Here is a 22275-nt window from a genome sequence, read left to right as displayed (position 1 = left end):
CATGTCCGAGAGAGTCGTACTAGCGTTCTCCGGGGGCCTCGACACCTCTGTCGCCATCCCCTTCCTCGCCGAGCAGATGGACGCCGAGGTCATCGCCGTCGCCGTCGACCTCGGCCAGGGTGGCGAGGACATGGACGTCATCCAGAAGCGCGCCATCGACTGCGGCGCGGTCGAGTCGGTCGTCGTGGACGCCAAGGAGGAGTTCGCCGCCGACTTCTGCGTGCCCGCCCTGCAGGCCAACGCGCTCTACATGGACCGCTACCCGCTGCTGTCGTCGCTGTCGCGCCCGCTGATCGTCAAGCATCTGGTCGCCGCGGCCAAGCAGTTCGGCGGCACCACGGTCTCGCACGGCTGCACCGGCAAGGGCAACGACCAGGTGCGCTTCGAGGCGGGCCTCGCCGCGCTCGCGCCCGAGCTCAAGGTCGTCGCCCCCGCCCGCGACTACGCCTGGACCCGCGACAAGGCGATCGCGTTCGCCGAGGACAAGGGCCTGCCGATCGAGACCACCAAGAAGAACCCGTACTCGATCGACCAGAACCTCTGGGGCAGGGCCATCGAGACCGGCTTCCTCGAGGACATCTGGAACGGCCCGACCGAGGACATCTTCGCCTACACCTCCGACCCCGCCCAGCCGCGCGAGGCCGACGAGGTCGTCATCACCTTCAAGGAGGGCGTGCCCGTCGCCCTCGACGGCAGGGCGCTGAGCCCGTTCCAGATCATCGACGAGCTGAACAGGCGCGCCGGCGCCCAGGGCGTCGGCAGGATCGACATGGTCGAGGACAGGCTCGTCGGCATCAAGTCGCGTGAGGTCTACGAGGCGCCGGGCGCGATCGCGCTGATCACCGCGCACATGGAGCTCGAGAACGTCACCGTGGAGCGCGACCTGGCCAGGTTCAAGCGCGGCGTCGACCAGCGCTGGAGCGAGCTGGTCTACGACGGCCTGTGGTTCTCGCCGCTGAAGGACGCCCTCGACACCTTCATCGCCGACGCCCAGAAGTACGTCTCAGGCGACATCAGGATGACCCTGCACGGCGGCCGCGCCGTCGTCACCGGCAGGCGCTCGGAGGAGTCGCTGTACGACTTCTCGCTGGCCACCTACGACACGGGCGACACCTTCGACCAGTCCCTGGCCAAGGGCTTCGTCCAGCTGTGGAGCCTGCCCTCCAAGATCGCGGCAGCCCGTGACGCCAGGCATGGCTAGGATCGCGGGTGACGAGGAGGAGACTACGGTGAGTGATGGTGGCAAGCCGATGAGGCTGTGGGGCGGGCGTTTCGAGTCGGGCCCCGCCGACGCGCTGGCTCGGCTGTCGGTGAGCGTGCACTTCGACTGGCGGCTGGTGCCGTACGACCTGATGGCCTCGCGGGCGCACGCCCGCGTGCTCAACAGGGCGGGGCTGCTGACGGACGAGGAGCTCGAGCGCATGATCGGCGCGCTCGACGACCTGGAGACCGCCTGCAAGACGGGCGAGTTCAGGCCGACGGTCGCCGACGAGGACGTGCACACCGCGCTGGAGCGCGGGCTGCTCGAGCGACTCGGCTCGCTCGGCGGCAAACTGCGCGCGGGGCGCAGCCGCAACGACCAGATCGCCACCGACCTGCGCCTGTATCTGCGCGACAACGTGCGAGCGATCATCTCCAGGTTGGTGGAGGTCGAGACGGCGCTGATGGCGCAGGCCGCCACGCACGCCGACACGGCCGCGCCCGGCATGACGCACCTGCAGCACGCGCAGCCGGTCTCCTTCGGTCACCAGCTGCTCGCGCACGTGCACGCCTTCGCCCGCGACATCGACAGGCTGATCGACTGGGACAAGCGGGCCGCGGTCTCGCCGCTCGGCTCCGGCGCGCTGGCCGGCTCGTCGCTGCCGCTCGACCCCGTCGTGGTCGCCGAGGAGCTCGGCTTCACCTCGGCCGCGCCCAACTCGATGGACGCCGTCGCCGACCGCGACTTCGCCGCCGAGTTCCTCTTCGACGCGGCGATGATCGGCATCCACCTGTCGAGGCTGGGCGAGGAGATCGTCCTGTGGGCCTCGCAGGAGTTCCGCTGGATCGAGATGGACGACGCCTACTCCACCGGCTCGTCGATCATGCCGCAGAAGAAGAACCCCGACGTCGCCGAGCTGGCGCGCGGCAAGTCGGGCCGGCTCATCGGCAACCTCATGTCGATGTTGACCGTGCTGAAGGGCCTGCCCCTCACCTACAACCGCGACCTGCAGGAGGACAAGGAGCCGGTCTTCGACACCGTCGACACCCTGTTGCTGGTGCTGCCCGCGGTCGCGGGGCTGGTCTCCACGATGCGCGTCAACACCGCGCGCATGTCGGCGACCGCCTCCGACGGCTTCGCGCTGGCCACCGACCTGGCCGAGCTGCTCGTGCGCAAGGGCGTGGCCTTCCGCGACGCGCACGAGGCCGTCGGCCACCTGGTCGTCTACTGCCAGGTCAACGATGTCGACCTGGGCGAGGTCAGCGACGAGGACCTGGCGAAGGTCTCCCCGCACCTGACCCCCGACGTGCGCGACGTGCTCAACGTGCCGGGCGCGCTGGCCGCGCGCAAGGCGCACGGCGGCACCGCGCCCGACAGGGTCCGCGACCAGCTCGCGGCGCTTCGCGAGGCGGTCGACGCCCAGGCGGCATGGGCCTCGGGCTCCTGAGCAGGGACTTCTTCGACAGGCCAGCTCACGAGGTCGCGCCCGAACTGCTCGGGCGCGTCCTCGTGCACGGCGAGGTCAGCGTCAGGCTGACTGAAGTCGAGGCGTACGGCCTGCCGGGGGAGGACCCCGCCTCTCACACCTACCGAGGACAGACCCCGCGCAACTCGGTGATGTTCGGCCCGCCGGGGCATCTGTACGTCTACTTCACCTACGGCATGCACTACTGCGCCAACATCGTCTGCCTGCCCGAGGGCCACGGCTCGGCCGTGCTGCTGCGCGCCGGCGAGATCGTGTCGGGCCTCGACGTGGCCAGGGCGCGGCGCAACGGGGCCCGCGACCGCGACCTGGCCAGAGGCCCCGCCAGGCTGGCCGTGGCGCTCGGCTGGGGGCGTGAGGACAACGGCTTGGACATGATCGGCAAGGTGCTCGACGGATCTCCGCCCGCCTCGGTGCTCGCGGGACCGAGGACCGGGATCTCCACAGGGGCCGACACCCCTTGGCGGTTCTGGATCGAGGGGGATCCGACGGTCTCGCCGTACCGGGCGCACGTGCCCAGGCGGCGTGGCTGACCGGCTCCCGGCTACGCCGCCCTGAGCCGCCGCAGCTCCGCGGCGACCTCGGTGGGCGAGGCACCGAGGTCGGAACGGCTGAACAGGTGCAGGTTGTCGCCGGTGTCGATCTCCAGCATCTCGCTGCGCCTGCCGTAGCGGGTGCGCACGTCCACCTTGATGTCCTCGATCTGGTCCCAGGGGACGTGGCGGGAGCCCGCGTAGCCGTGCGCGACGGTGATGCCGGAGGCGTCGGTGGCCAGCCGTACGGGGACCAGGAGGTCTCTGAGCGCCATGGCGCCGACCAGCAGGGTGGCGGGGACGGCCAGGATCACGCCGCGCACGTCGCCGGAGAGGTACCAGTAGCCGCCGAGGGCGGCACAGGTCACGGCGGCCAGGATCTTGACGGCGACCAGCTCGCGGCGAACCCTCCACATGCCTGCGAGGCTACCGCCCCCAGACGATCGCGCTCCCCGACACCGCCTTCGGCCAGCCGGGCTCGGGGTCGAGGTCCTGGCGCCGCTCTCGTGATCGAACTCGATTGAGACGTCGTTCTTGGGCGCGTAGAGCCCTCGCCGGCGTTCACCCCCGCCCGCGGTCCGTCCCGTCTCGCCGAGCGGGGTGGCCGTGCCGTCGGCGGGGGAGCCTGACGTCTGCCATGATCACGAGGAGGTTTTCAAGTGGCGGCAGGTGCCGAGATCGGGCACTCTGTAGCCAGTCCATCTCCACTCGTTCGGAAAGCCGGAATCGTGACCGACATCATCGACGACCTCGCATGGCGAGGTCTGATCGCGCAGTCCACCGACCTCGACGCCCTTCGCGCGTCCATGGCCAAGGGACCGATCTCGGTCTATGCAGGCTTCGACCCCACCGCTCCGTCACTGCATGTCGGACACTTCGTGCCGCTGCTGACGCTGCGCCGCATCCAGCTGGCGGGTCACCGGCCGATCGGGCTGGTCGGGGGCGCCACCGGGCTGATCGGCGACCCCAGCGGGCGCAACACCGAGCGTTCGCTCAACGCGGGTGACGTCGTCGCCGGATGGGTGGAGCGGCTGCGCGGCCAGGTCGGGCGCTTCCTCGACTTCGAGGCGCAGCCCAACGCCGCGCTCATGGTCAGCAACCTCGACTGGACCGCCGAGCTGTCCGCGATCGACTTCCTGCGCGACATCGGCAAGCACTTCCCCGTCAACCGCATGCTGGCCCGCGAGTCCGTCGCGGCCAGGCTCGCGGGCGAGGGGCTCAGCTACACCGAGTTCAGCTACCAGATCCTGCAGGCCAACGACTACCTCGAGCTGTACCGCAGGCACGGCTGCTCGCTGCAGATCGGCGGCAGCGACCAGTGGGGCAACATCACCGCGGGCGTCGACCTGGTCCGCCGCGTCGAGGGCGGCCACGTCCACGCCCTCACGCTCCCGCTGATCACCAAGGCCGACGGCACCAAGTTCGGCAAGACGGCGGGCGGCGCGCTCTGGCTCGACCCCGCCATGACCTCGCCCTACGCCTTCTACCAGTACTTCCTCAACGCCGACGACCGGGACGTGATCCACTACCTGAAGGTGTTCACGTTCAGGAGCCGCGAGGAGATCGAGGAGCTGGAGAAGGCCGTCGCCGAGCGGCCGTTCGCCAGGGAGGCGCAGCGGGCGCTGGCCGAGGAGCTCACCGAGCTGCTGCACGGCAGGGCCGAGCTCGAGGCCGTCGTGGCCGCCTCCAAGGCGCTGTTCGGGCAGGGTTCGCTCGAGGAGCTGTCCGCCCCGACGCTGGAGGCGGCGCTGGCCGAGGTGCCTCTCGCCAAGGTCGACTCGCTCGGAGCGACGCTGGTCGACCTCATGGCCGAGAGCGGCCTGGTGGAGTCGAAGTCGGCGGCCAGGCGCGCGGTCAAGGAGGGCGGCGCGTACCTCAACAACGTGAAGATCACCGACGAGGCCTTCACGCCCTCCGCCGACGATCTGCTGCAGGGACGCTTCCTCGTGCTGCGTCGTGGCAAGAAGTCGATCGGCGGCGTCGTCGTCGGCTGACACTGACGTTCACGGCGGGCTCCCTCGTGGAGGGGGCCCGCTTCGCCGTCTTCGTCAGCGTCGCTCCTTCCTGGTGTAGAGGGCGACGGTCAGGCCGGGGATGTCGGCCGAGTGCCAGGCCCTGACCAGGGCGAAGCCCGCCTGCCGTACCCTGCCGTGCTGCGGGAGGTCGGCGCTCTTCGCGCCGCGCCACACCAGCCAGACCCGGTCGCGTCCGCGCAGCGCGACGGAGACGTCCGCCCGCTCGGGGTAGCCGAAGCTGTCGGCGGCTGGCGCGTCGCCCAGACGCAGGACGTCGTCGGGCATGGCGTTCGTCGCGTAGTAGTCGAAGCCGGTGCGCAGGGAGCTCTGGCCGTAGACGAGCGCATCGCCTGGTTCGAGCTTCATGCGGCCGATCGCCCATGGGACGTCCTCGAAGCGGCCGTTGCGCTCCCTGACGTCGAGGTGCTGCGGGAAGGCCAGCGCGGCCGCTCCGACGGTGAGCGCGACGGCGGCGGGCACGGCCAGGCGCGGCAGTTCGGCCACGGCGATCGCCGCCAGCAGCGCGAGCGCAGGAGCGGTGACGAAAAGGTAGCGGTCGACGTACACGGGTGTCACCAGATGGGAGACCGCCAGGAGCAGGACGGGCGGCAGCAGCAGCCACCCCGTCATCGCCAGGCCCCAGCGCGTGTCGCGCCTGATCAGCACGAAGGCCCCGGCGAGAGCCACCGCGAACAGCGCAAGGCCGACCCCCTCGGCGCCCGCCGCCATCTTCGGGAACTTCAGCAGGACGTCGGGACCGCGCTGGGGGATCCAGCTGATCGCGTGCCGCTCGCCGTACCCGATGAGACCCAGCACCGCGGCCGGCACGAAACCGGCCGCCATCGCCACGACCATCGTCTTGGTACGGCCGCGCAGGAGCGCGAGCTGCGCGGGGAGCACGAGCACCGCGAACAGGTGGGTACAGCCGACGAGCGCGACCGAGGCGGCGTAGGAGACCCATCGGGAACGGTGCAGCGCCCAGAAGGAGATGGTCACCGCCGCGGCGGCGAAGGCGTAGGGCCTGGCGAAGGCGCCGTAGTAGGAGACCGACGGCAGCACGCACAACAGCGCGGCGGCGGCCAGGCCCGCGGGAAGGCTGTGCACGCGGCGGCCCAGGCACACCAGGAACGCGGCGGCCACCCCGATCGCCAGCGCGGAGGGCAGCCTGAGCCACAGCTCGGCCGTGCCGGCCTTCACCCAGAAGTGCATGAACAGGTAGTACGGCAGGAAGTGCCCGTCGATGTGCTGGGCCAGCTCCCACATCCCTGCGATGGAACGGCGGGCGGCGCTGAGCGTGGCCAGCTCGTCGCCGTTGAGCGTGGAGGAGCCCGAACCCGAGAGCGCCACCGCGAATGCCACGATCGCGGCGGTGGGAGGAGCCCACCGCGGTGTCATAACAGGAGGCAGTGGGGGGCTTTCGGGCCTGGCGATCGTGGCGGTCACCTAGAGGAGGATACGGGGCGAGATCGACATGCCGGACGCGGATTTGACGGGATGGCGATACCGACCTAGTCTCATCTGTGCCCCGGGAGCGAGCCGGACGCCGCGAGACGGCGGACGGGCCCCGAGGGAGACCCCTCTTGAACAAGCCGACGGTACGGCGCACCTCGATCATCATCCGGAAAATCGGTTGATTGGACAAGGCGCGAGTGGCACGGTAAGTTGAGAGGGTTGCCCCGGAGACGGGGCGGTGCGGCTCGAGCAGTCGAGAAGACTGCTAGGCTCGGCACCACGAACGAATGCGGAAGACGCGTCCGTTTCTTGAGAACTCAACAGTGTGTTAAAAGCCAGTGCATGATGCACAACCCCGTCCATTGGACGGATTCCTTTGGTTGGAACATTCATGTTTCAGCCGGGAGAAATTCTCAAACATTGTTTGGAGAGTTTGATCCTGGCTCAGGACGAACGCTGGCGGCGTGCTTAACACATGCAAGTCGAGCGGAAAGGCCCTTCGGGGTACTCGAGCGGCGAACGGGTGAGTAACACGTGAGCAACCTGCCCCTGACTCTGGGATAAGCCCGGGAAACTGGGTCTAATACCGGATACGACCGCCCCCGGCATCGGGTGGTGGTGGAAAGTCTTTTCGGTTGGGGATGGGCTCGCGGCCTATCAGCTTGTTGGTGGGGTAGTGGCCTACCAAGGCGACGACGGGTAGCCGGCCTGAGAGGGCGACCGGCCACACTGGGACTGAGACACGGCCCAGACTCCTACGGGAGGCAGCAGTGGGGAATATTGCGCAATGGGCGAAAGCCTGACGCAGCGACGCCGCGTGGGGGATGACGGCCTTCGGGTTGTAAACCTCTTTCAGCAGGGACGAAGTTGACGTGTACCTGCAGAAGAAGCGCCGGCTAACTACGTGCCAGCAGCCGCGGTAATACGTAGGGCGCAAGCGTTGTCCGGAATTATTGGGCGTAAAGAGCTCGTAGGTGGCTTGTCGCGTCTGCCGTGAAAGCTCGCAGCTTAACTGCGGGTCTGCGGTGGATACGGGCTGGCTAGAGGTAGGTAGGGGAGAACGGAATTCCTGGTGTAGCGGTGAAATGCGCAGATATCAGGAGGAACACCGGTGGCGAAGGCGGTTCTCTGGGCCTTACCTGACGCTGAGGAGCGAAAGCGTGGGGAGCGAACAGGATTAGATACCCTGGTAGTCCACGCTGTAAACGTTGGGCGCTAGGTGTGGGGATCTTCCACGATCTCCGTGCCGGAGCTAACGCATTAAGCGCCCCGCCTGGGGAGTACGGCCGCAAGGCTAAAACTCAAAGGAATTGACGGGGGCCCGCACAAGCGGCGGAGCATGTTGCTTAATTCGACGCAACGCGAAGAACCTTACCAAGGCTTGACATCGCCCGGAAAGCTGCAGAGATGTGGCCCTCTTCGGACTGGGTGACAGGTGGTGCATGGCTGTCGTCAGCTCGTGTCGTGAGATGTTGGGTTAAGTCCCGCAACGAGCGCAACCCTTGCTCCATGTTGCCAGCAGGCGCTTCGGCGTGCTGGGGACTCATGGGGGACTGCCGGGGTCAACTCGGAGGAAGGTGGGGATGACGTCAAGTCATCATGCCCCTTATGTCTTGGGCTGCAAACATGCTACAATGGCCGGTACAGAGGGTTGCGATACCGTGAGGTGGAGCGAATCCCTAAAAGCCGGTCTCAGTTCGGATTGGGGTCTGCAACTCGACCCCATGAAGTCGGAGTCGCTAGTAATCGCAGATCAGCAACGCTGCGGTGAATACGTTCCCGGGCCTTGTACACACCGCCCGTCACGTCACGAAAGTCGGCAACACCCGAAGCCCGTGGCCCAACCAGCTTGCTGGGGGGAGCGGTCGAAGGTGGGGCTGGCGATTGGGACGAAGTCGTAACAAGGTAGCCGTACCGGAAGGTGCGGCTGGATCACCTCCTTTCTAAGGAGCAGCTGGTCGAAGGCGCGAGTCTTCGGTCTACGTCGAGGTCATCAGCGAACGTCTGATGCTCGGCAGCTCATTAGTGGAGCACTGGCTACTCAACCAGGTCTGGTTGCCTGCGGGTTAGTACCGCCTTCTTCGGAGGGAGTGGGAACGGCCGCGAGGGGGCTGGAACTGGTTGGACACACTGTTGGGTCCTGAGGAAACGGACCGGATCATGGGGCCACCCGCTGCGGGTTTCGCATGGTGGTCTGATCCTTCTGTTCCGCCTCATACAGGGCTAGCGAAGAACCATCTTGGTGTGGTTTGGAGCTGGTTGCTGTTTGTTGTTTGAGATTTGCATAGTGGACGCGAGCATCTTTGTGGCCAAGTTTTTTAGGGCACACGGTGGATGCCTTGGCATCAGGAGCCGATGAAGGACGTGGGAGGCTGCGTTAAGCCTCGGGGAGTCGCCAACCAGACGTTGATCCGGGGATGTCCGAATGGGGAAACCTAGCACCAGTCATGTGGTGTTGCCTCCGCCTGAATGTATAGGGCGGTTGGTGGTAACGCGGGGAAGTGAAACATCTCAGTACCCGTAGGAAGAGAAAACAACAGTGATTCCGTGAGTAGTGGTGAGCGAAAGCGGATGAGGCTAAACCGTTTGCGTGTGATAGCCGGCAGGCGTTGCGCAAGCGGGGTCGTGGGACCCTCTGGTGGTTTCTGCCGAGACCACAAACAGTGAGAAACCTGTCTGATAGTTGAAGCCTCTGGGAAGGGGCGCCGTAGACCGTGAGAGCCGGGTAGGCGAAATCGGATGGGCTGTTTGAGGGGATCCCAAGTAGCACGGGGCCCGAGAAATCCTGTGTGAATCTGCCAGGACCACCTGGTAAGCCTAAATACTCCCTGATGACCGATAGTGCACTAGTACCGTGAGGGAAAGGTGAAAAGTGCCCCGGTGAGGGGTCGTGAAATAGTACCTGAAACCGTGTGCCTACAAGCCGTAGGAGCTTACATCAGCTTGCTGGTGTGTGATGTGACTGCGTGCCTTTTGAAGAATGAGCCTGCGAGTTATGGTGTGTGGCGAGGTTAACCCGTGTGGGGGAGCCGTAGCGAAAGCGAGTCTGAATAGGGCGTTTGAGTCGCATGCTGTAGACCCGAAGCGGAGTGATCTACGCATGGGCAGGTTGAAGCGAGGGTAAGACCTCGTGGAGGACCGAACCCACCAGGGTTGAAAACCTGGGGGATGACCTGTGTGTAGGGGTGAAAGGCCAATCAAACTCCGTGATAGCTGGTTCTCCCCGAAATGCATTTAGGTGCAGCGTCACGTGTTTCTTGCCGGAGGTAGAGCACTGGATGGCCGATGGGCCCGACAAGGTTACTGACGTCAGCCAAACTCCGAATGCCGGTAAGTGAGAGCGTGGCAGTGAGACTGCGGGGGATAAGCTCCGTAGTCGAGAGGGAAACAGCCCAGATCACCGACTAAGGCCCCTAAGCGTGTGCTAAGTGGGAAAGGATGTGGAGTCGCAGAGACAACCAGGAGGTTGGCTTAGAAGCAGCCACCCTTGAAAGAGTGCGTAATAGCTCACTGGTCAAGTGATTCCGCGCCGACAATGTAGCGGGGCTCAAGTACACCGCCGAAGTCGTGGCATTGACCCCTTTGCGGGGTTGATGGGTAGGGGAGCGTCGTGCAGCCGGCGAAGCAGCAGAGTGATCTAGTTGTGGAGGCTGTGCGAGTGAGAATGCAGGCATGAGTAGCGAATGCAGGGTGAGAAACCCTGCCGCCGAATGACCAAGGGTTCCTGGGCCAGGCTAATCCGCCCAGGGTAAGTCGGGACCTAAGGCGAGGCCGACAGGCGTAGTCGATGGACAACGGGTTGATATTCCCGTACCCGCTTTAACACGCCCATATCGAACCTCGTGATGCTAAGAGTCCTTAAGCCCCGCAGCGTCCTTCGGGACAAGTGGTGAGGCTGAACGCTCGATCCGATCGGGTAGTAGGTAAGCGATGGGGTGACGCAGGAAGGTAGTCCAACCCAGGCGATGGTTGTTCCTGGGGTAAGCATGTAGGGAGTGTCGTAGGCAAATCCGCGACGCATGTATCCTGAGATGTGATGCCGAGCCGATTGTGGCGAAGTGGATGATCCTATGCTGCCGAGAAAAGCCTCTAGCGAGTGTTGTGGCGGCCCGTACCCTAAACCGACTCAGGTGGTCAGGTAGAGAATACCGAGGCGATCGGGTGAACTGTGGTTAAGGAACTCGGCAAATTGCCCCCGTAACTTCGGGAGAAGGGGGACCTCTGCTGGTGACGAAACTAGCTTTCTGAGCTGGTGGGGGTCGCAGTGGCCAGGGGGAAGCGACTGTTTACTAAAAACACAGGTCCGTGCGAAGTCGTAAGACGATGTATACGGACTGACGCCTGCCCGGTGCCGGAACGTTAAGGGGACCGCTTAGCGCAGCAATGCGCGAAGGTGAGAACTTAAGCGCCGGTAAACGGCGGTGGTAACTATAACCATCCTAAGGTAGCGAAATTCCTTGTCGGGTAAGTTCCGACCTGCACGAATGGCGTAACGACTTCCCCGCTGTCTCAACCGCAGACCCGGCGAAATTGCACTACGAGTAAAGATGCTCGTTACGCGCAGCAGGACGGAAAGACCCCGGGACCTTCACTACAGCTTGACATTGGCGTTTGGAACGTCTTGTGTAGGATAGGTGGGAGACTGTGAAGCTCGGACGCTAGTTCGGGTGGAGTCATTGGTGAAATACCACTCTGGTCGTTTTGAACGTCTAACTCTGGTCCGTGATCCGGATCGGGGACAGTGTCTGGTGGGTAGTTTAACTGGGGCGGTTGCCTCCTAAAGAGTAACGGAGGCGCCCAAAGGTTCCCTCAGCCTGGTTGGCAATCAGGTGTCGAGTGTAAGTGCACAAGGGAGCTTGACTGTGAGACTGACGGGTCGAGCAGGAGCGAAAGCTGGGACTAGTGATCCGGCGGTGGCATGTGGAAGCGCCGTCGCTCAACGGCTAAAAGGTACCCCGGGGATAACAGGCTGATCTTCCCCAAGAGTCCATATCGACGGGATGGTTTGGCACCTCGATGTCGGCTCGTCGCATCCTGGGGCTGGAGTAGGTCCCAAGGGTTGGGCTGTTCGCCCATTAAAGCGGTACGCGAGCTGGGTTTAGAACGTCGCGAGACAGTTCGGTCCCTATCCGCTGCGCGCGCAGGAGACTTGAAAGGGGCTGTCCCTAGTACGAGAGGACCGGGACGGACGAACCTCTGGTGTGCCAGTTGTACCGCCAGGTGCACGGCTGGTTGGCTACGTTCGGAAGGGATAACCGCTGAAAGCATCTAAGCGGGAAGCTCGCCTTGAGATGAGGTCTCCCACCACGTGAGTGGGTAAGGCTCCCGGTAGACGACCGGGTTGATAGGCCGGAGGTGGAAGCACGGTAACGTGTGGAGCTGACCGGTACTAATAGGCCGAGGACTTGACCACAAAGCATAAGCTTTGGTTTCTGCAGCAGCTCTGTCACTCTTCGCCGGGTCCGGAGCAGCGCGAAACCAAAGGTCTTCTTGCCCGCGTCCACTATGCAATTCTGAAACAACAAGCACGTCTGTGTTTGACAGTTTCACAGGGTTGCGGCGGTTATAGCGCAGAGGAAACACCCGGTTACATTCCGAACCCGGAAGTTAAGCTCTGCAGCGCCGATGGTACTGCACTCGGGAGGGTGTGGGAGAGTAGGTCGCCGCCGCGCAATCTTCAAAAGGGCCACCCCTGCACAGGGGTGGCCTTTTTTGTTTTCCTACACGCCGCCAGCGTCCACTATGTCCTGTCCTGGGCCTTCGGGCGCAACACGAAGACGCCCCAGCCGAGGTGCTGCCTGCCGTACTCGAGGTGGGAGCGGCGGCTCTGGCGCAGGAAGTCGCGCAGCGCTGGGGCGTCTGCGTCGTCGGGGTTGGCCAGCAGCCAGTCGCTCAACGTCAGCCACTGACTGGCCATGTAGCGGTCCCAGCTGTCGGGGTCGGCCAGCACCATCTCCACCAGTTCGAACCCCGCCGCCTCGAAGCGGTCGTCGGTGCCGGCCAGCGTGGTGAAGCCCTCCAGCTCCTTCAGTGCGGAGGCGGGCGGGTCGCCGATCCAGTAAGGCTCGCCGACCAGCGCCAGACCGTCGGGGCGCAGCATCGGACGCATCAGGTCGAGGGTGCCAGTCAGTCCACCACCGATCCAGGTGGCGCCGATGCAGGAGACCAGGTCGAAGCGCTCCTCGGTCGTGTAGCCGCCCGCGTCGCCATGGACGAAGGTCAGGCGGTCGGAGACGCCCAGCTCGGTCGCGCGCTCACGGGCGGCGGCGAGAAAGACCTCGCTGATGTCCACGCCCACGCCGGACAGCCCGTAGCGCGCCGACCAGCGGCTGAGCATCTCCGCCTTGCCACAGGCGAGGTCGAGTTGGCGGGCGCCCTCTCTGATGCGGCAGATCTCGCCGAGCAGGTCGAGCTTGGCGTCGGTGATCGGATTGAGGATGCGGTGCCGGGATTCGGCGATCTCGTGGAAGCGCAGTGACATGGCCGCCATTGTCGTCTTGAGGGGCTCGCGGGGGCGAACGCTTTTCGCGGTGAGCCCTTGAGGCGCGGGGACATGCGGGGACTTGCTAGGCTGAAGGGGCCTGGCCACCCTCAACCACGGGTGGCCTTCGTCGCGTAAGGCCCGAAATGGGCAGCGATCAGCCACGGTGGACCGTCGCGTTGGAGCACGTGTCCGCTGAGTGAGCCAACGAAATGGACCTAGAAGTGAACAGAGATAACGGATCGGACGGCGAGGGCCGCCGCGAGCAGAGCGGCCAGGGCGGGGACACGCCCCGCGACGGGGAGAGGCGTTCGTACGGCGAGCGCGGGCAGGGACAGCCCCGCGGCGACCGGCCGTTCAGGTCCGGCGACCGGCCGCAGGGCGGCTCCCAGGGTCGCGACGAGCGCGGCGGCTATCCGCGGCGCGATGACAGAGGCGGCTCGTCGCGCGACGACCGTCCTCGTGGTGGTTACCAGGGGCGTGACGACAGGGGCGGCTACCGGGGACGCGATGACCGTCCGCAGGGTGGCGGCTACCGTGGTCGTGATGACCGGCCCCAGGGCGGCGACCGTCCTCAGGGTGGCGGTTTCCGTGACCGCCCGCAGGGTGGCGGTGGGTACCGCGGTCGTGACGACCGTCCGCAGGGTGGCGGCTACCGGGATCGTGACGATCGTGGTGGTGCTCCTCGTGGGGATGACAGGCCGCGTTCTTCTCGTCCGTTCCAGAACAGGGACGACCGCGGGTACGCCTCGCGTGAGGACCGTCCGCAGGGTGGCGGCTACCGGGGCCGTGAGGACCGCCCGCAGGGTGACCGTCCCCAGGGTGGCGGCTACCGCGGTCGTGATGACCGCCCGCAGGGTGGCGGCTACCGTGACCGCCCGCAGGGCGGCGGGTTCCGCGACCGTCCGCAGGGCGGTGGCGGCTTCCGTGATCGCGATGACCGGCCCCAGGGTGGCGGTGGCTACCGCGGTCGTGACGACCGCCCGCAGGGCGGTGGCGGCTACCGCGGTCGCGATGACCGTCCGCAGGGTGGTGGGTTCCGTGACAGACCGCAGGGCGCTGGGTACGGTGACCGTCCCCAGGGCGGCGGGTACAGGGGCCGTGACGACCGTCCGCAGGGTGACCGTCCCCAGGGTGGCGGGTACCGTGACCGTCCTCAGGGCGGTGGCTTCCGCGACAGGCCGCAGGGCGGCGGGTTCCGTGACCGTGACGACCGGGCGCCCCGCGACCGCGACGAGAGGGGCGGCTTCCGCGACCGTCCTCAGGGCGGTGGCTTCCGTGACCGTCCCCAGGGTGGGGGCGGCTACCGGGGACGCGATGACCGTCCGCAGGGTGGCGGCTACCGTGGTCGTGACGACCGGCCCCAGGGCGGCGACCGTCCTCAGGGTGGCGGTTTCCGTGACCGCCCGCAGGGTGGCGGTGGGTACCGCGGTCGTGACGACCGTCCGCAGGGTGGCGGCTACCGGGATCGTGACGATCGTGGTGGTGCTCCTCGTGGGGATGACAGGCCGCGTTCTTCTCGTCCGTTCCAGAACAGGGACGACCGCGGGTACGCCTCGCGCGAGGACCGTCCGCAGGGTGGCAGCTACCGGGGCCGTGAGGACCGCCCGCAGGGTGACCGTCCCCAGGGTGGCGGCTACCGCGACAGGCCGCAGAGTGGCGGGTTCCGCGACCGTGAGGACCGTCCGCAGGGTGGGTTCCGCGGACGCGAGGATCGGCCGTTCTCCCGTGACTCTCGCGGGTCGGCGGATCGTCCTCCCGCGGCGTCCAGGGCCAGGTTCGGCAGGGACGAGCGCGAGGAGGAGGCTCCCCGTCGCGAGCAGCTGCCCGACATTCCGCCGGACATCACGCTCGACGAGCTCGACAAGGACGTCCGTGACGAGCTGCGCTCGCTGCCGCTCGACCTCGCCGAGATCGTGGGGCGTCACCTTGTCGCCGCCGAGCGCGCGCTGGTCGAGGACGACACCGACAGGGCGCACGAGCACACCAAGGTCGCCCGCAGGTTCGCCGCCCGCATCGGCGTCGTCCGTGAGGCGGCGGGCATCGTCGCCTACCGCGCGGGGAACTTCTCCGAGGCGCTGAGCGATCTGCGCGCCGCGCGCAGGATGACGGGCTCCGACGCCTACCTGCCGATCATGGCCGACTGCGAGCGCGGGATGGGCCGTCCCGAGCGCGCCCTCGACCTGGTGCGCTCGCCCGAGGCCGAGCGCCTCGACAGGGCGGGACGCATCGAGCTGGCCATCGTCGAGTCCGGCGCCCGCCGCGACCTCGGCCAGCACGACGCCGCCGTCATCACCCTCCAGCGGCTGCCCGAGCTGCGCGACACCAACGCGCGTCCGTGGTCAGCCAGGCTGGCGTTCGCCTACGCCGACGCGCTCGCCGAGGCGGGTCACCAGGACGCGGCGACGGACTGGTTCGCCAAGGCGATGGCCTTCGACGAGGACGGTGAGACGGACGCCGCCGAGCGGTACGCCGAGCTCACCGGCGCGGTGATCGAGGACATCGAAGAGGACTTCGAGGACGCCGACGAGGATGTCGAGGATGTCGAGGGTGCCGATGAGGGTGCCAGGGGCATGCAGGCCGACGACGAGGAGTTCGGCGACGTTCTCGATGACGAGGGCGATGCGCAGGACGGGGCGGCGGAGGCCAGGCAGCCTTCCGACGTCCTCGACGATGACGACGACGAGGACGAGGAGCCCTCGGCCGGTGACGCCCCTTCCGTGGACGTCTCCGGCTCTGAGGTAGCCGCTTCCTCCCTGGTCGACTTCGACGACGAGGAGGAGCTCACGGAGGTCGACTCCGGCGAGGAGCCGGTCGACGAGGCTTCGGACGACGTCGACGACGTCGATGACGTCGATGACGTCGATGACGTCGATGACGTCGATGACGTCGATGACGTCGATGACGTCGATGACGTCGATGACGTCGATGACGTCGATGACGTCGATGACGTCGATGACGTCGATGACGTCGATGACGTCGATGACGCTGATGAGTCGGATGGCGACGTCGAGGGCACGGACGACGACTCCGACGACGACTTCGACGATCTGGAGGAGGACCTCGACGGAGAGCTCGCCGACTCCACGAAGGGATCGGCGACATCGACGGAGCCCAGGGCGGCCAAGGCGCCGGCGACGTCGGGCGAGAGCGAGCCCGCTAAGGCCGGCATCGGTCCCGCGTTCATCGAGCCCAACTTCGGTGACATCCTCGACGACCCCGAGGACTCAGAAGACAAGAAGTGATCGTGGGCTGCGCCGTACCGATATCTCCTCGGTACGGCGCAGCCGCGTTCGCTGCCCGGATCCGCTGGATCGAGCCGTATCTCCCTGGGGGTACGGTGGCGCGTCGGGTTCGCTGCGCGGATCCTCTGGGTCGAGCCGTACCTCCGCGGGGGTAGGGCGCGCCGTGTTGGCTGCGCAGATTACGTGAGCCGAGTCGTACTCCCCTGGTGCGGCGGCGCGCCGGGTTCGCTGCGCGGATCCGCTGGGTCGAGCCGTACCTCCGCTTGGTAGGGCGCGCCGTGTTGGCTGCGCAGATTACGTGAGCCGAGCCGTACTCCCCTGGTACGGCGGCGCGCCGGGTTCGCTGCGCGGATCCGCTGGGTCGAGCCGTACCTCCGCGGGGTAGGGCGCGCCGTGTTGGCTGCGCAGATTACGTGAGCCGAGCCGTACTCCCCTGGTACGGCGGCGCGCCGGGTTCGCTGCGCGGATCCGCTGGGTCGAGCCGTACCTCCGCGGGGTAGGGCGCGCCGTGTTGGCTGCGCAGATTACGTGAGCCGAGCCGTACTCCCCTGGTACGGCGGCGCGCCGGGTTCGCTGCGCGGATCCGCTGGGTCGAGCCGTACCTCCGCTTGGTAGGGCGCGCCGTGTTGGCTGCGCAGATTACGTGAGCCGAGCCGTACCTCCCTGGTGCAGCGGCGCGCCGGGTTTCGAGCTGTACTTCCCGGGGCACGGCGCGCCGCATTGGCTACGCGGATTCTGCGAGTCGAGCCGTACCTCCTGTGGTTACGGGGAGACCTTGTTCAGCCAGTGAAGGATGCCCGCGACGTTGGACGGCGCCCCGCTGAGCAGTTCGAACTGCTCGGCCGTCTCGTCGTCGGACTTGAGAGCGGTGTACCGCTCGCGGGTGCGATCGCGGACCATCGCGACGGCGTGGTCGAGGTCCATGCCCTCCTGGTGGGCCTGCTTGGTGAGATCCACCCAGACGCGTAGCTCCTCCGCGGAGCGCTCGAGAGTCTCCTGAACCGCACCGACGGGGCCGTAATGGCTGAAAAGGAGGCGTTGCGGGCCCAGGGCCTGGAACAGGGCGATCGAGTCGAGGGCGGTCTGGAGGTCGAAGTCCGGCGGCGGGGTCGCGGGACGCAGGTCGCCCGTCTGCGGCAGGTAGACGCCTGCCGCGTCGCCGACGTACAGGTCGCCGGTGGCGGAGTCGACCAGGCCGACATGGTGCTTGGCATGGCCGGGGGAGTAATGGCTGGACAGCGTCCGGCCGTTGCCCAGGTCGATGGCGCCGGTGTCGCCCAGGGCGACGATGCGCTCCGACTCCGTGGGGGACAACTCCCCGAACAACGTGTCGAGCCGGTCACCCCACACCATTCGTGCGCTCGCCATGAGCCTGGACGGATCGGCCAGATGCCGCGCACCCTTCTCGTGCACCACGATCTGCGCCTGCGGGAAGAACTCCGCGATGTCTCCCACACCGCCCGCGTGGTCGAGGTGGATGTGGGTGACGACGACGGTCGCCAGGTCGTCGGGGCCGACGCCGAGCGAGGCCAGGGCGTCGCGCACCACCGGCGCGGACGTCGACGTGCCGGTCTCGACCAGGCATGGCCGGTCTCCGAGGATGAGGTAGCCGGCCGTGATTCCGGCATACCCGGCCATCCGCGTGTCGATCTCATAGACGTCGCCGCCGAGCGCGGTGATGTTGTCCACAGCCACTCTCCCGAGCCGAACCGCTGTCCCCAGAACGGCATTCTGTCCGCTCCGGCCTTCCCCACATCGTAAAGAGTGGTCCCCCGGCAAGCGCAGCCCCCGGCGGGCCGCGCCGTTCCAGGAGGAGGATCACGTGGACCGCAACGACGTGACGCTGGTGGGGCGCCTGTCCGCCAGCCCGGACGAGCGCGCCATGCCCAGCGGCGACACTCTGACCAAGTGGCGCATCATCGTCCGTCGCCGTCCTCTGGTACGGCGGGGCGGCTTCGTCGACACCATCCAGTGCGTCACGTTCGACGCCGAGGTGGCGGCCATGGTGAAGGCGATGCGACCGCGAGATTCGATGGAGATCAGAGGGGCGCTTCGGTGCAGGATCTACGGCCCGCCTTCGGCGAAGAGCTGGCGATACGAGGTGGAGGTGCACGCGGTGGCCCTCGTGGCGATGCAACCATCGGCGGATCCCCCGGCCACCACGGAAAAGCTCACCGCCGAGGCCGACCGCCCAGCCGCCCCGGTCCTCCTGATGGCCTCCACTCCCAAGCCCCGCACCGCGGCTGAGATCACATCGGAGCCCCTTCCAGCGGCCGATGTGGCGCGAGAACCTCGCGCAGCGGCCGATGCCGCACCCGAGCCAGGCCTAACGCTGGATGTCGCGCTCGCGCATCGACCGAGGGTGGATGCCGCGCCTGCGCCTCGTCCTTCGGTAGACGGCACATCTGAGCCTCACCCAGGTGTCGATGTGGCGTCCGAGCCTCGCGCAGCGGCCGATGCCGCACCCGAGCCAGGCCCAACGCTGGATGTCGCGCTCGCGCATCGACCGAGGGTGGATGCCGCGCCTGCGCTTCGTCCTTCGGTAGACGTCACACTCGAGCCTCAGCCAGGTGCCGATGTGGCGCGGGAGCCTCGCGCAGTGGCCGATGGGGATTCCGAGCCAGGCCTAACGCCGGATGTCGCGCTCGCGCTTCGTCCCAGGGTGGATGTCGCGCCTGCCCTTCGTCCTTCGGTAGGCGTCGCCTCCGAGCCCTTCCTGGGGACCGATGCGGCGACAGAGCTCTGTTCAGCGTCTGATGCGGCACCTGCGCCTGGCCCAACGGCGGATGTCGCGTCTGCGCTTCGTCCCAGGGTGGATGTCGCGCCTGCGTGTCGCTCTTCGGTAGACGTCACATCCGAGTCCCTCCTGGGGGCCGATGCGACGCCAGAGCTCTGTTCATCGGCCGCTGTTGCGCCCGAGCATCGCCGGGCGGCCGAGGCTGGTCTGTGCGACGTCGTTCTCGCAGCCGCTCCCACAGGTGCGCCCGAGCCCCATTCCACGGTGACCAGCGCCACGCACCCCACTGCTGACCACCTCGCCAAGGCCCACCTCACCAAGCCCCTTTTGCCCGTGCCCTACCCTCCGCAAGCACCAGGGAAGGGGATCCAGCCGGAGGCCGACCACACGCTCTCCACGTCGGCCGCCGCCTCCGTTCTGAGCCGAGCAGTCCCGATGGCGGGACCCATGATCGAGGCCGGCAGCGCACAGTCCGCCGCCACGGCCGATCGTCAGGTGTCGACAGATGGAGCTTCCCCCGTGACCATCCCGGTCGCCACGGCCCAAGCCGCCGGTTCAGAAGCGCGCCGGGCGACTCCGACAGCTGGAGCCTCGCCCAGGGCTCACCCTCAGGACACCGCCACTCCGGACAACCCTGCTAAGGCGCCGTCCGATCTGGCCGGCACCCCGCCGCGCCCGGTGGCATACCTCGCGTCCACAGGGTGAAGGACGCGAATCACGTCACCTGGCGGGAGTGCCCGGCCGTCGCACCATGGAGACGTCGATGGGGTCAGCGTGCTCCACCGTGAATCCGTGGCGCTCGTACAGCCGCTGTGCGGCGCTGCCCCGCAGGACGATCAGTCGCACGGGGGCATCCTCGGCATCGGTCCGATCGAGGAGGCTGCGCAGCACGGCGGAACCGACCCCCTGACCCTGGAGCTCCGGAGCGAGGTAGAAGTGTTCGAGCCAGTGTCCGTCGTCGGCCGGTCGCAGGGTGACACAGCCAGCGAAAGCGCCGCCGACCGTGATCACCGAGGTGTGCCGCGACGAGAAGGAGTCCCGTAGCCGCTGCCGGACTCGATGCTCGTCGAACCGGCCCAGCCGCTCCAGATCGTCCCGCAGGACGGTCGCCCGTAGCTCCGCGATCGTCTCGACGTCTGCCATCTCCGCGGGCCGCATCTCCCAATCCAGGGGAGCGCCGGACTCTGGCCGGGACGCCTGCCGTTCCGGTCGGTGTCTCTCGTCTGCCACTGCGCTCGCGTCCATAACCGAAGGATCCTAACCAGCCGCTTCGTAGCGCCCGCCTACAGGACCATGTACGGAGGGGCGCAAGCTGAAGCAAGATCCCGGAGGCTACGCGTGAGGGCGGGCAATGCCGAGGGGCTCAGCGCTCGCCTTGACCGAGCCAGCCACTCCCTCCTTCGAGGCGTATTGCTCCAACCGTCGGGATATGACCCGACGACAGGGCGACCGCTTCGTCGAGCGGGCTGCGAAGGCGTGCTCATTGATGCGGCGCGTCCTCATCCGCACTGGTGTGTGGGTCCGGAGAGGGTGGGCTCTCAACTCGGGCTGAACCAGCGGGTGAGGGCCGTCTTCAGGCTGTCGGGGTCGGCGCCTGCCCAGGCGACGTAGCCGTCGGGTCGGATGAGCAATGCGGGTGCTGGGGCGTGGTCGGCGGTCGCGGGCACGCGGCGCACTCGGTCATTCCAGGGCATCGGACGTGCTGGTCGAGCACGGATACCACCCCTTCACCTACGAAGCGGTCGCCGTCCGCGCCGGCACGAGTCGTCCTGTGCTCAACCGGCGCTGGCCGCAGCGCGACGACCTGCTGCTGGCCACTCTCACCAAGTTCTGGCAGCCGATCGCGGGTGCCCGACACCGGCAGTCTCCGCGATGACGCGATCGGCTTCCTGCGCAACACCGACGTTGACCGCGCAGGCATGATCATGTTGATGAGCGTGCAGCTGGTGGACTACTTTCGCGACACCGGTACGAGTCTCAGCGAGCTGCGCGACACGCTCCTTCCGCACTGGTACGAGTCTCAGCGAGCTGCGCGACACCCTCCTTCCGCACTGGTACGAGTCTCAGCGAGCTGCGCGACACGCTCCTTCCGCACTGGTACGAGTCTCAGCGAGCTGCGCGACACGCTCCTTCCGCACCGGTACGAGTCTCAGCGAGCTGCGCGACACGCTCCTTCCGCACCGGTACAAGTCTCAGCGAGCTGCGCGACACCCTCCTGCCGCCGGGCCAGGCGACCGCCTTCGAGACGATCGTCGCCCGCGCGGTCGAGCGCGGCGAGCTGCCGGACGTGCCTCGCGCGTCCCGCGTGGTGAACCTGCCGTTGGACCTGTTGCGCCACGACATGTTCATGATGATGCGCCCGGCGTCGCGCGGTTCTCTCGTCGAGATTGTGGACGAGGTGTGGCTGCCGCTGCTGGGGGTGCCTGGGGCTCCCTCCGCGTCGTCGGCTCCTGCGCCACCGGCCTGACCTACGTCTACGACCCGGCCCGCCGGGTGTCGCCGTTCGTCTCGTCAGGCGGGTCACATGCGTTCCGGCGCCGCCTCCCCGGCCGAGCATTGCGGCGCCGCCTCCCAGGCTGAGCATTGCGGCGCCACCTCCGCGGCCGAGCATTGCGGCGCCGCCTCCCGTGCCAAGGCGGTTCATCCCCGCGCCCTGGAAGACGGCGACGATCTCGCCCGGGATCGACCACGCTGACCTGGGCTCAGTCGAGCACCGCGATCGCGTCGACCTCGATCAGGTAGCCGGGGGCGGCCAGCGTCTCCACTCCGAGCAGCGTGTCGGTGGGCTTGTGATCGCCGAACAGCTCGACTCTCGCCTCCTCGATGACCGGCAGGTACTCCCTGCGGTGTCCCACCACGTAGATCGTGATCTTGGTGACCTGGTCGGGACGGGCGCCCGCGGCGGCAAGGGCGCGCCCGAGATTGGCGAACACCTGTCGGGCCTGGGCTGCCAGATCGCCGGGGGCCACCAGGTCGCCGTTGCGGTCGTCGGACATCTGGCCGGCGATGAACGCCATCCGGCCGCCGGTCGCGACGATGACGTGGCTGTAGGTCTTCGGGTGGTCCAGATCTTCGGGTTGGATGATCTCGAGAGCCATCGCTGCGCGTCCTTTCGTGGGGTGCCGCCG

16 protein-coding genes, 3 rRNA genes and 1 pseudogene are annotated in these 22275 nt (G+C 67.1%); 11 read left to right on the top strand and 9 right to left on the bottom strand.

The features are described 5' to 3' along the window. Nucleotide 1: 1 nt before the first annotated feature. Genes FHR33_RS46645 through FHR33_RS46635 form a run of 3 tightly spaced genes read left to right on the top strand, consistent with a single transcriptional unit; the run spans nucleotide 2 to nucleotide 3217 of the window. Nucleotides 2-1201 (top strand): argininosuccinate synthase, encoded by a 1200-nt coding sequence (locus tag FHR33_RS46645; protein WP_183662102.1) that lies wholly within the window; start codon nucleotides 2-4, stop codon nucleotides 1199-1201. Then, nucleotides 1194-2648, top strand: coding sequence for an argininosuccinate lyase (gene argH / locus FHR33_RS46640; protein ID WP_183662100.1), 1455 nt, complete (start codon nucleotides 1194-1196; stop codon nucleotides 2646-2648). Before FHR33_RS46645 ends, argH begins: the two co-directional genes overlap by 8 nt. Continuing rightward, nucleotides 2630-3217: a DNA-3-methyladenine glycosylase gene (locus tag FHR33_RS46635; RefSeq protein ID WP_183662098.1), complete on the top strand. Its 588-nt coding sequence runs from the start codon at nucleotides 2630-2632 to the stop codon at nucleotides 3215-3217. Before argH ends, FHR33_RS46635 begins: the two co-directional genes overlap by 19 nt. An 11-nt stretch (nucleotides 3218-3228) precedes the next feature. Here the strand turns inward: FHR33_RS46635 and FHR33_RS46630 are convergent, their stop codons facing one another. Further along, nucleotides 3229-3633, bottom strand: a complete 405-nt coding sequence (locus tag FHR33_RS46630) for a PH domain-containing protein (protein WP_183662097.1) — start codon at nucleotides 3631-3633, stop codon at nucleotides 3229-3231. A 312-nt stretch (nucleotides 3634-3945) separates the two neighbouring features. Here FHR33_RS46630 and tyrS point away from each other — a divergent pair, with 312 nt between their 5' ends. Next, nucleotides 3946-5211, top strand: coding sequence for a tyrosine--tRNA ligase (gene tyrS / locus FHR33_RS46625; protein ID WP_183662096.1), 1266 nt, complete (start codon nucleotides 3946-3948; stop codon nucleotides 5209-5211). A gap of 54 nt (nucleotides 5212-5265) precedes the next feature. Here tyrS and FHR33_RS46620 read toward each other — a convergent pair whose 3' ends face one another. Then, the gene (locus FHR33_RS46620; RefSeq protein ID WP_312896086.1) at nucleotides 5266-6591 is read right to left on the bottom strand and encodes a glycosyltransferase family protein; all 1326 of its coding nucleotides are present in this window, start codon (nucleotides 6589-6591) and stop codon (nucleotides 5266-5268) included. Nucleotides 6592-7105: 514 nt separating this feature from the next. On the opposite strand from FHR33_RS46620, the gene FHR33_RS46615 reads away from it, so the two are divergent. From FHR33_RS46615 to rrf, 3 genes are all read left to right on the top strand, one after another. Continuing rightward, nucleotides 7106-8627 (top strand): 16S ribosomal RNA (locus FHR33_RS46615). A gap of 364 nt (nucleotides 8628-8991) precedes the next feature. Continuing rightward, a 23S ribosomal RNA gene (locus tag FHR33_RS46610) occupies nucleotides 8992-12097 on the top strand. A gap of 142 nt (nucleotides 12098-12239) precedes the next feature. Next, nucleotides 12240-12356: ribosomal RNA gene (rrf, locus tag FHR33_RS46605) — 5S ribosomal RNA — on the top strand. Together the 16S, 23S and 5S rRNA genes form the textbook arrangement of a ribosomal RNA operon. Nucleotides 12357-12424: 68 nt before the next feature. Here rrf and FHR33_RS46600 read toward each other — a convergent pair. Together FHR33_RS46600 and FHR33_RS53060 are read right to left on the bottom strand one after the other, a co-directional pair. Next, nucleotides 12425-13165, bottom strand: coding sequence for an SAM-dependent methyltransferase (locus FHR33_RS46600; RefSeq protein ID WP_246453726.1), 741 nt, complete (start codon nucleotides 13163-13165; stop codon nucleotides 12425-12427). Between the two features lie 218 nt (nucleotides 13166-13383). Then, nucleotides 13384-15144: a ribonuclease E domain-containing protein gene (locus FHR33_RS53060; RefSeq protein ID WP_183662092.1), complete on the bottom strand. Its 1761-nt coding sequence runs from the start codon at nucleotides 15142-15144 to the stop codon at nucleotides 13384-13386. Here FHR33_RS53060 and FHR33_RS46590 point away from each other — a divergent pair. Beyond that, nucleotides 15082-16410, top strand: coding sequence for a hypothetical protein (locus tag FHR33_RS46590; RefSeq protein WP_183662091.1), 1329 nt, complete (start codon nucleotides 15082-15084; stop codon nucleotides 16408-16410). The genes FHR33_RS53060 and FHR33_RS46590 overlap by 63 nt on opposite strands. A 762-nt stretch (nucleotides 16411-17172) precedes the next feature. Here FHR33_RS46590 and FHR33_RS46585 read toward each other — a convergent pair. Beyond that, nucleotides 17173-18099, bottom strand: coding sequence for an MBL fold metallo-hydrolase (locus FHR33_RS46585; protein WP_183662089.1), 927 nt, complete (start codon nucleotides 18097-18099; stop codon nucleotides 17173-17175). Between FHR33_RS46585 and FHR33_RS53570 the strand changes: the two are divergent. Then, nucleotides 18089-18517 (top strand): annotated as a pseudogene (locus tag FHR33_RS53570) (single-stranded DNA-binding protein); the annotation flags it as partial. The gene FHR33_RS46585 and the pseudogene FHR33_RS53570 overlap by 11 nt on opposite strands. Nucleotides 18518-18736: 219 nt before the next feature. Here the strand turns inward: FHR33_RS53570 and FHR33_RS51355 are convergent. The 3 genes from FHR33_RS51355 to FHR33_RS53565 all read right to left on the bottom strand — a co-directional run bounded on the left by FHR33_RS51355 (nucleotide 18737) and on the right by FHR33_RS53565 (nucleotide 20841). Beyond that, a complete protein-coding gene (locus FHR33_RS51355; protein WP_246453725.1) occupies nucleotides 18737-18913 on the bottom strand; it encodes a hypothetical protein in 177 nt (58 codons plus the stop codon). 954 nt (nucleotides 18914-19867) lie between these two features. Then, on the bottom strand, nucleotides 19868-20290 hold the full coding sequence (locus FHR33_RS46575) for a GNAT family N-acetyltransferase (protein WP_246453724.1): 423 nt from the start codon (nucleotides 20288-20290) through the stop codon (nucleotides 19868-19870). A 395-nt stretch (nucleotides 20291-20685) separates the two neighbouring features. After that, nucleotides 20686-20841: an aromatic-ring hydroxylase C-terminal domain-containing protein gene (locus FHR33_RS53565; protein ID WP_350656088.1), complete on the bottom strand. Its 156-nt coding sequence runs from the start codon at nucleotides 20839-20841 to the stop codon at nucleotides 20686-20688. A gap of 5 nt (nucleotides 20842-20846) precedes the next feature. On the opposite strand from FHR33_RS53565, the gene FHR33_RS49505 reads away from it, so the two are divergent. After that, the gene (locus FHR33_RS49505; protein WP_221242573.1) at nucleotides 20847-21023 is read left to right on the top strand and encodes a helix-turn-helix domain-containing protein; all 177 of its coding nucleotides are present in this window, start codon (nucleotides 20847-20849) and stop codon (nucleotides 21021-21023) included. Between the two features lie 132 nt (nucleotides 21024-21155). Beyond that, nucleotides 21156-21614, top strand: a complete 459-nt coding sequence (locus FHR33_RS53560) for a TetR-like C-terminal domain-containing protein (RefSeq protein WP_183662350.1) — start codon at nucleotides 21156-21158, stop codon at nucleotides 21612-21614. A gap of 235 nt (nucleotides 21615-21849) precedes the next feature. Here FHR33_RS53560 and FHR33_RS46560 read toward each other — a convergent pair whose 3' ends face one another. Further along, on the bottom strand, nucleotides 21850-22245 hold the full coding sequence (locus tag FHR33_RS46560; protein ID WP_183662083.1) for a RidA family protein: 396 nt from the start codon (nucleotides 22243-22245) through the stop codon (nucleotides 21850-21852). Between the last annotated feature and the right edge of the window lie 30 nt (nucleotides 22246-22275).

Origin of the sequence: Nonomuraea dietziae (assembly GCF_014195505.1) — a bacterium.
GTDB lineage: Bacteria > Actinomycetota > Actinomycetes > Streptosporangiales > Streptosporangiaceae > Nonomuraea > Nonomuraea roseola.
The sequence above is the reverse complement of the archived record's forward strand: the minus strand, read 5'-3'. Positions and strand labels throughout refer to the sequence as shown.

What these genes read in the sequence shown, in the direction of transcription:
- FHR33_RS46645 (WP_183662102.1), top strand. Translation starts at nt 2, where the DNA reads ATGTCCGAGAGAGTCGTACTAGCGTTCTCCGGGGGCCTCGACACCTCT.
- FHR33_RS46575 (WP_246453724.1), bottom strand. Translation starts at nt 20,290, where the DNA reads ATGGCAGACGTCGAGACGATCGCGGAGCTACGGGCGACCGTCCTGCGG.
- FHR33_RS53565 (WP_350656088.1), bottom strand. Translation starts at nt 20,841, where the DNA reads ATGCCCTGGAATGACCGAGTGCGCCGCGTGCCCGCGACCGCCGACCAC.
- argH (WP_183662100.1), top strand. Translation starts at nt 1,194, where the DNA reads ATGGCTAGGATCGCGGGTGACGAGGAGGAGACTACGGTGAGTGATGGT.
- FHR33_RS46630 (WP_183662097.1), bottom strand. Translation starts at nt 3,633, where the DNA reads ATGTGGAGGGTTCGCCGCGAGCTGGTCGCCGTCAAGATCCTGGCCGCC.
- FHR33_RS51355 (WP_246453725.1), bottom strand. Translation starts at nt 18,913, where the DNA reads ATGCGCGAGCGCGACATCCAGCGTTGGGCCTGGCTCGGGTGCGGCATC.
- FHR33_RS46635 (WP_183662098.1), top strand. Translation starts at nt 2,630, where the DNA reads ATGGGCCTCGGGCTCCTGAGCAGGGACTTCTTCGACAGGCCAGCTCAC.
- FHR33_RS46560 (WP_183662083.1), bottom strand. Translation starts at nt 22,245, where the DNA reads ATGGCTCTCGAGATCATCCAACCCGAAGATCTGGACCACCCGAAGACC.
- FHR33_RS46600 (WP_246453726.1), bottom strand. Translation starts at nt 13,165, where the DNA reads ATGTCACTGCGCTTCCACGAGATCGCCGAATCCCGGCACCGCATCCTC.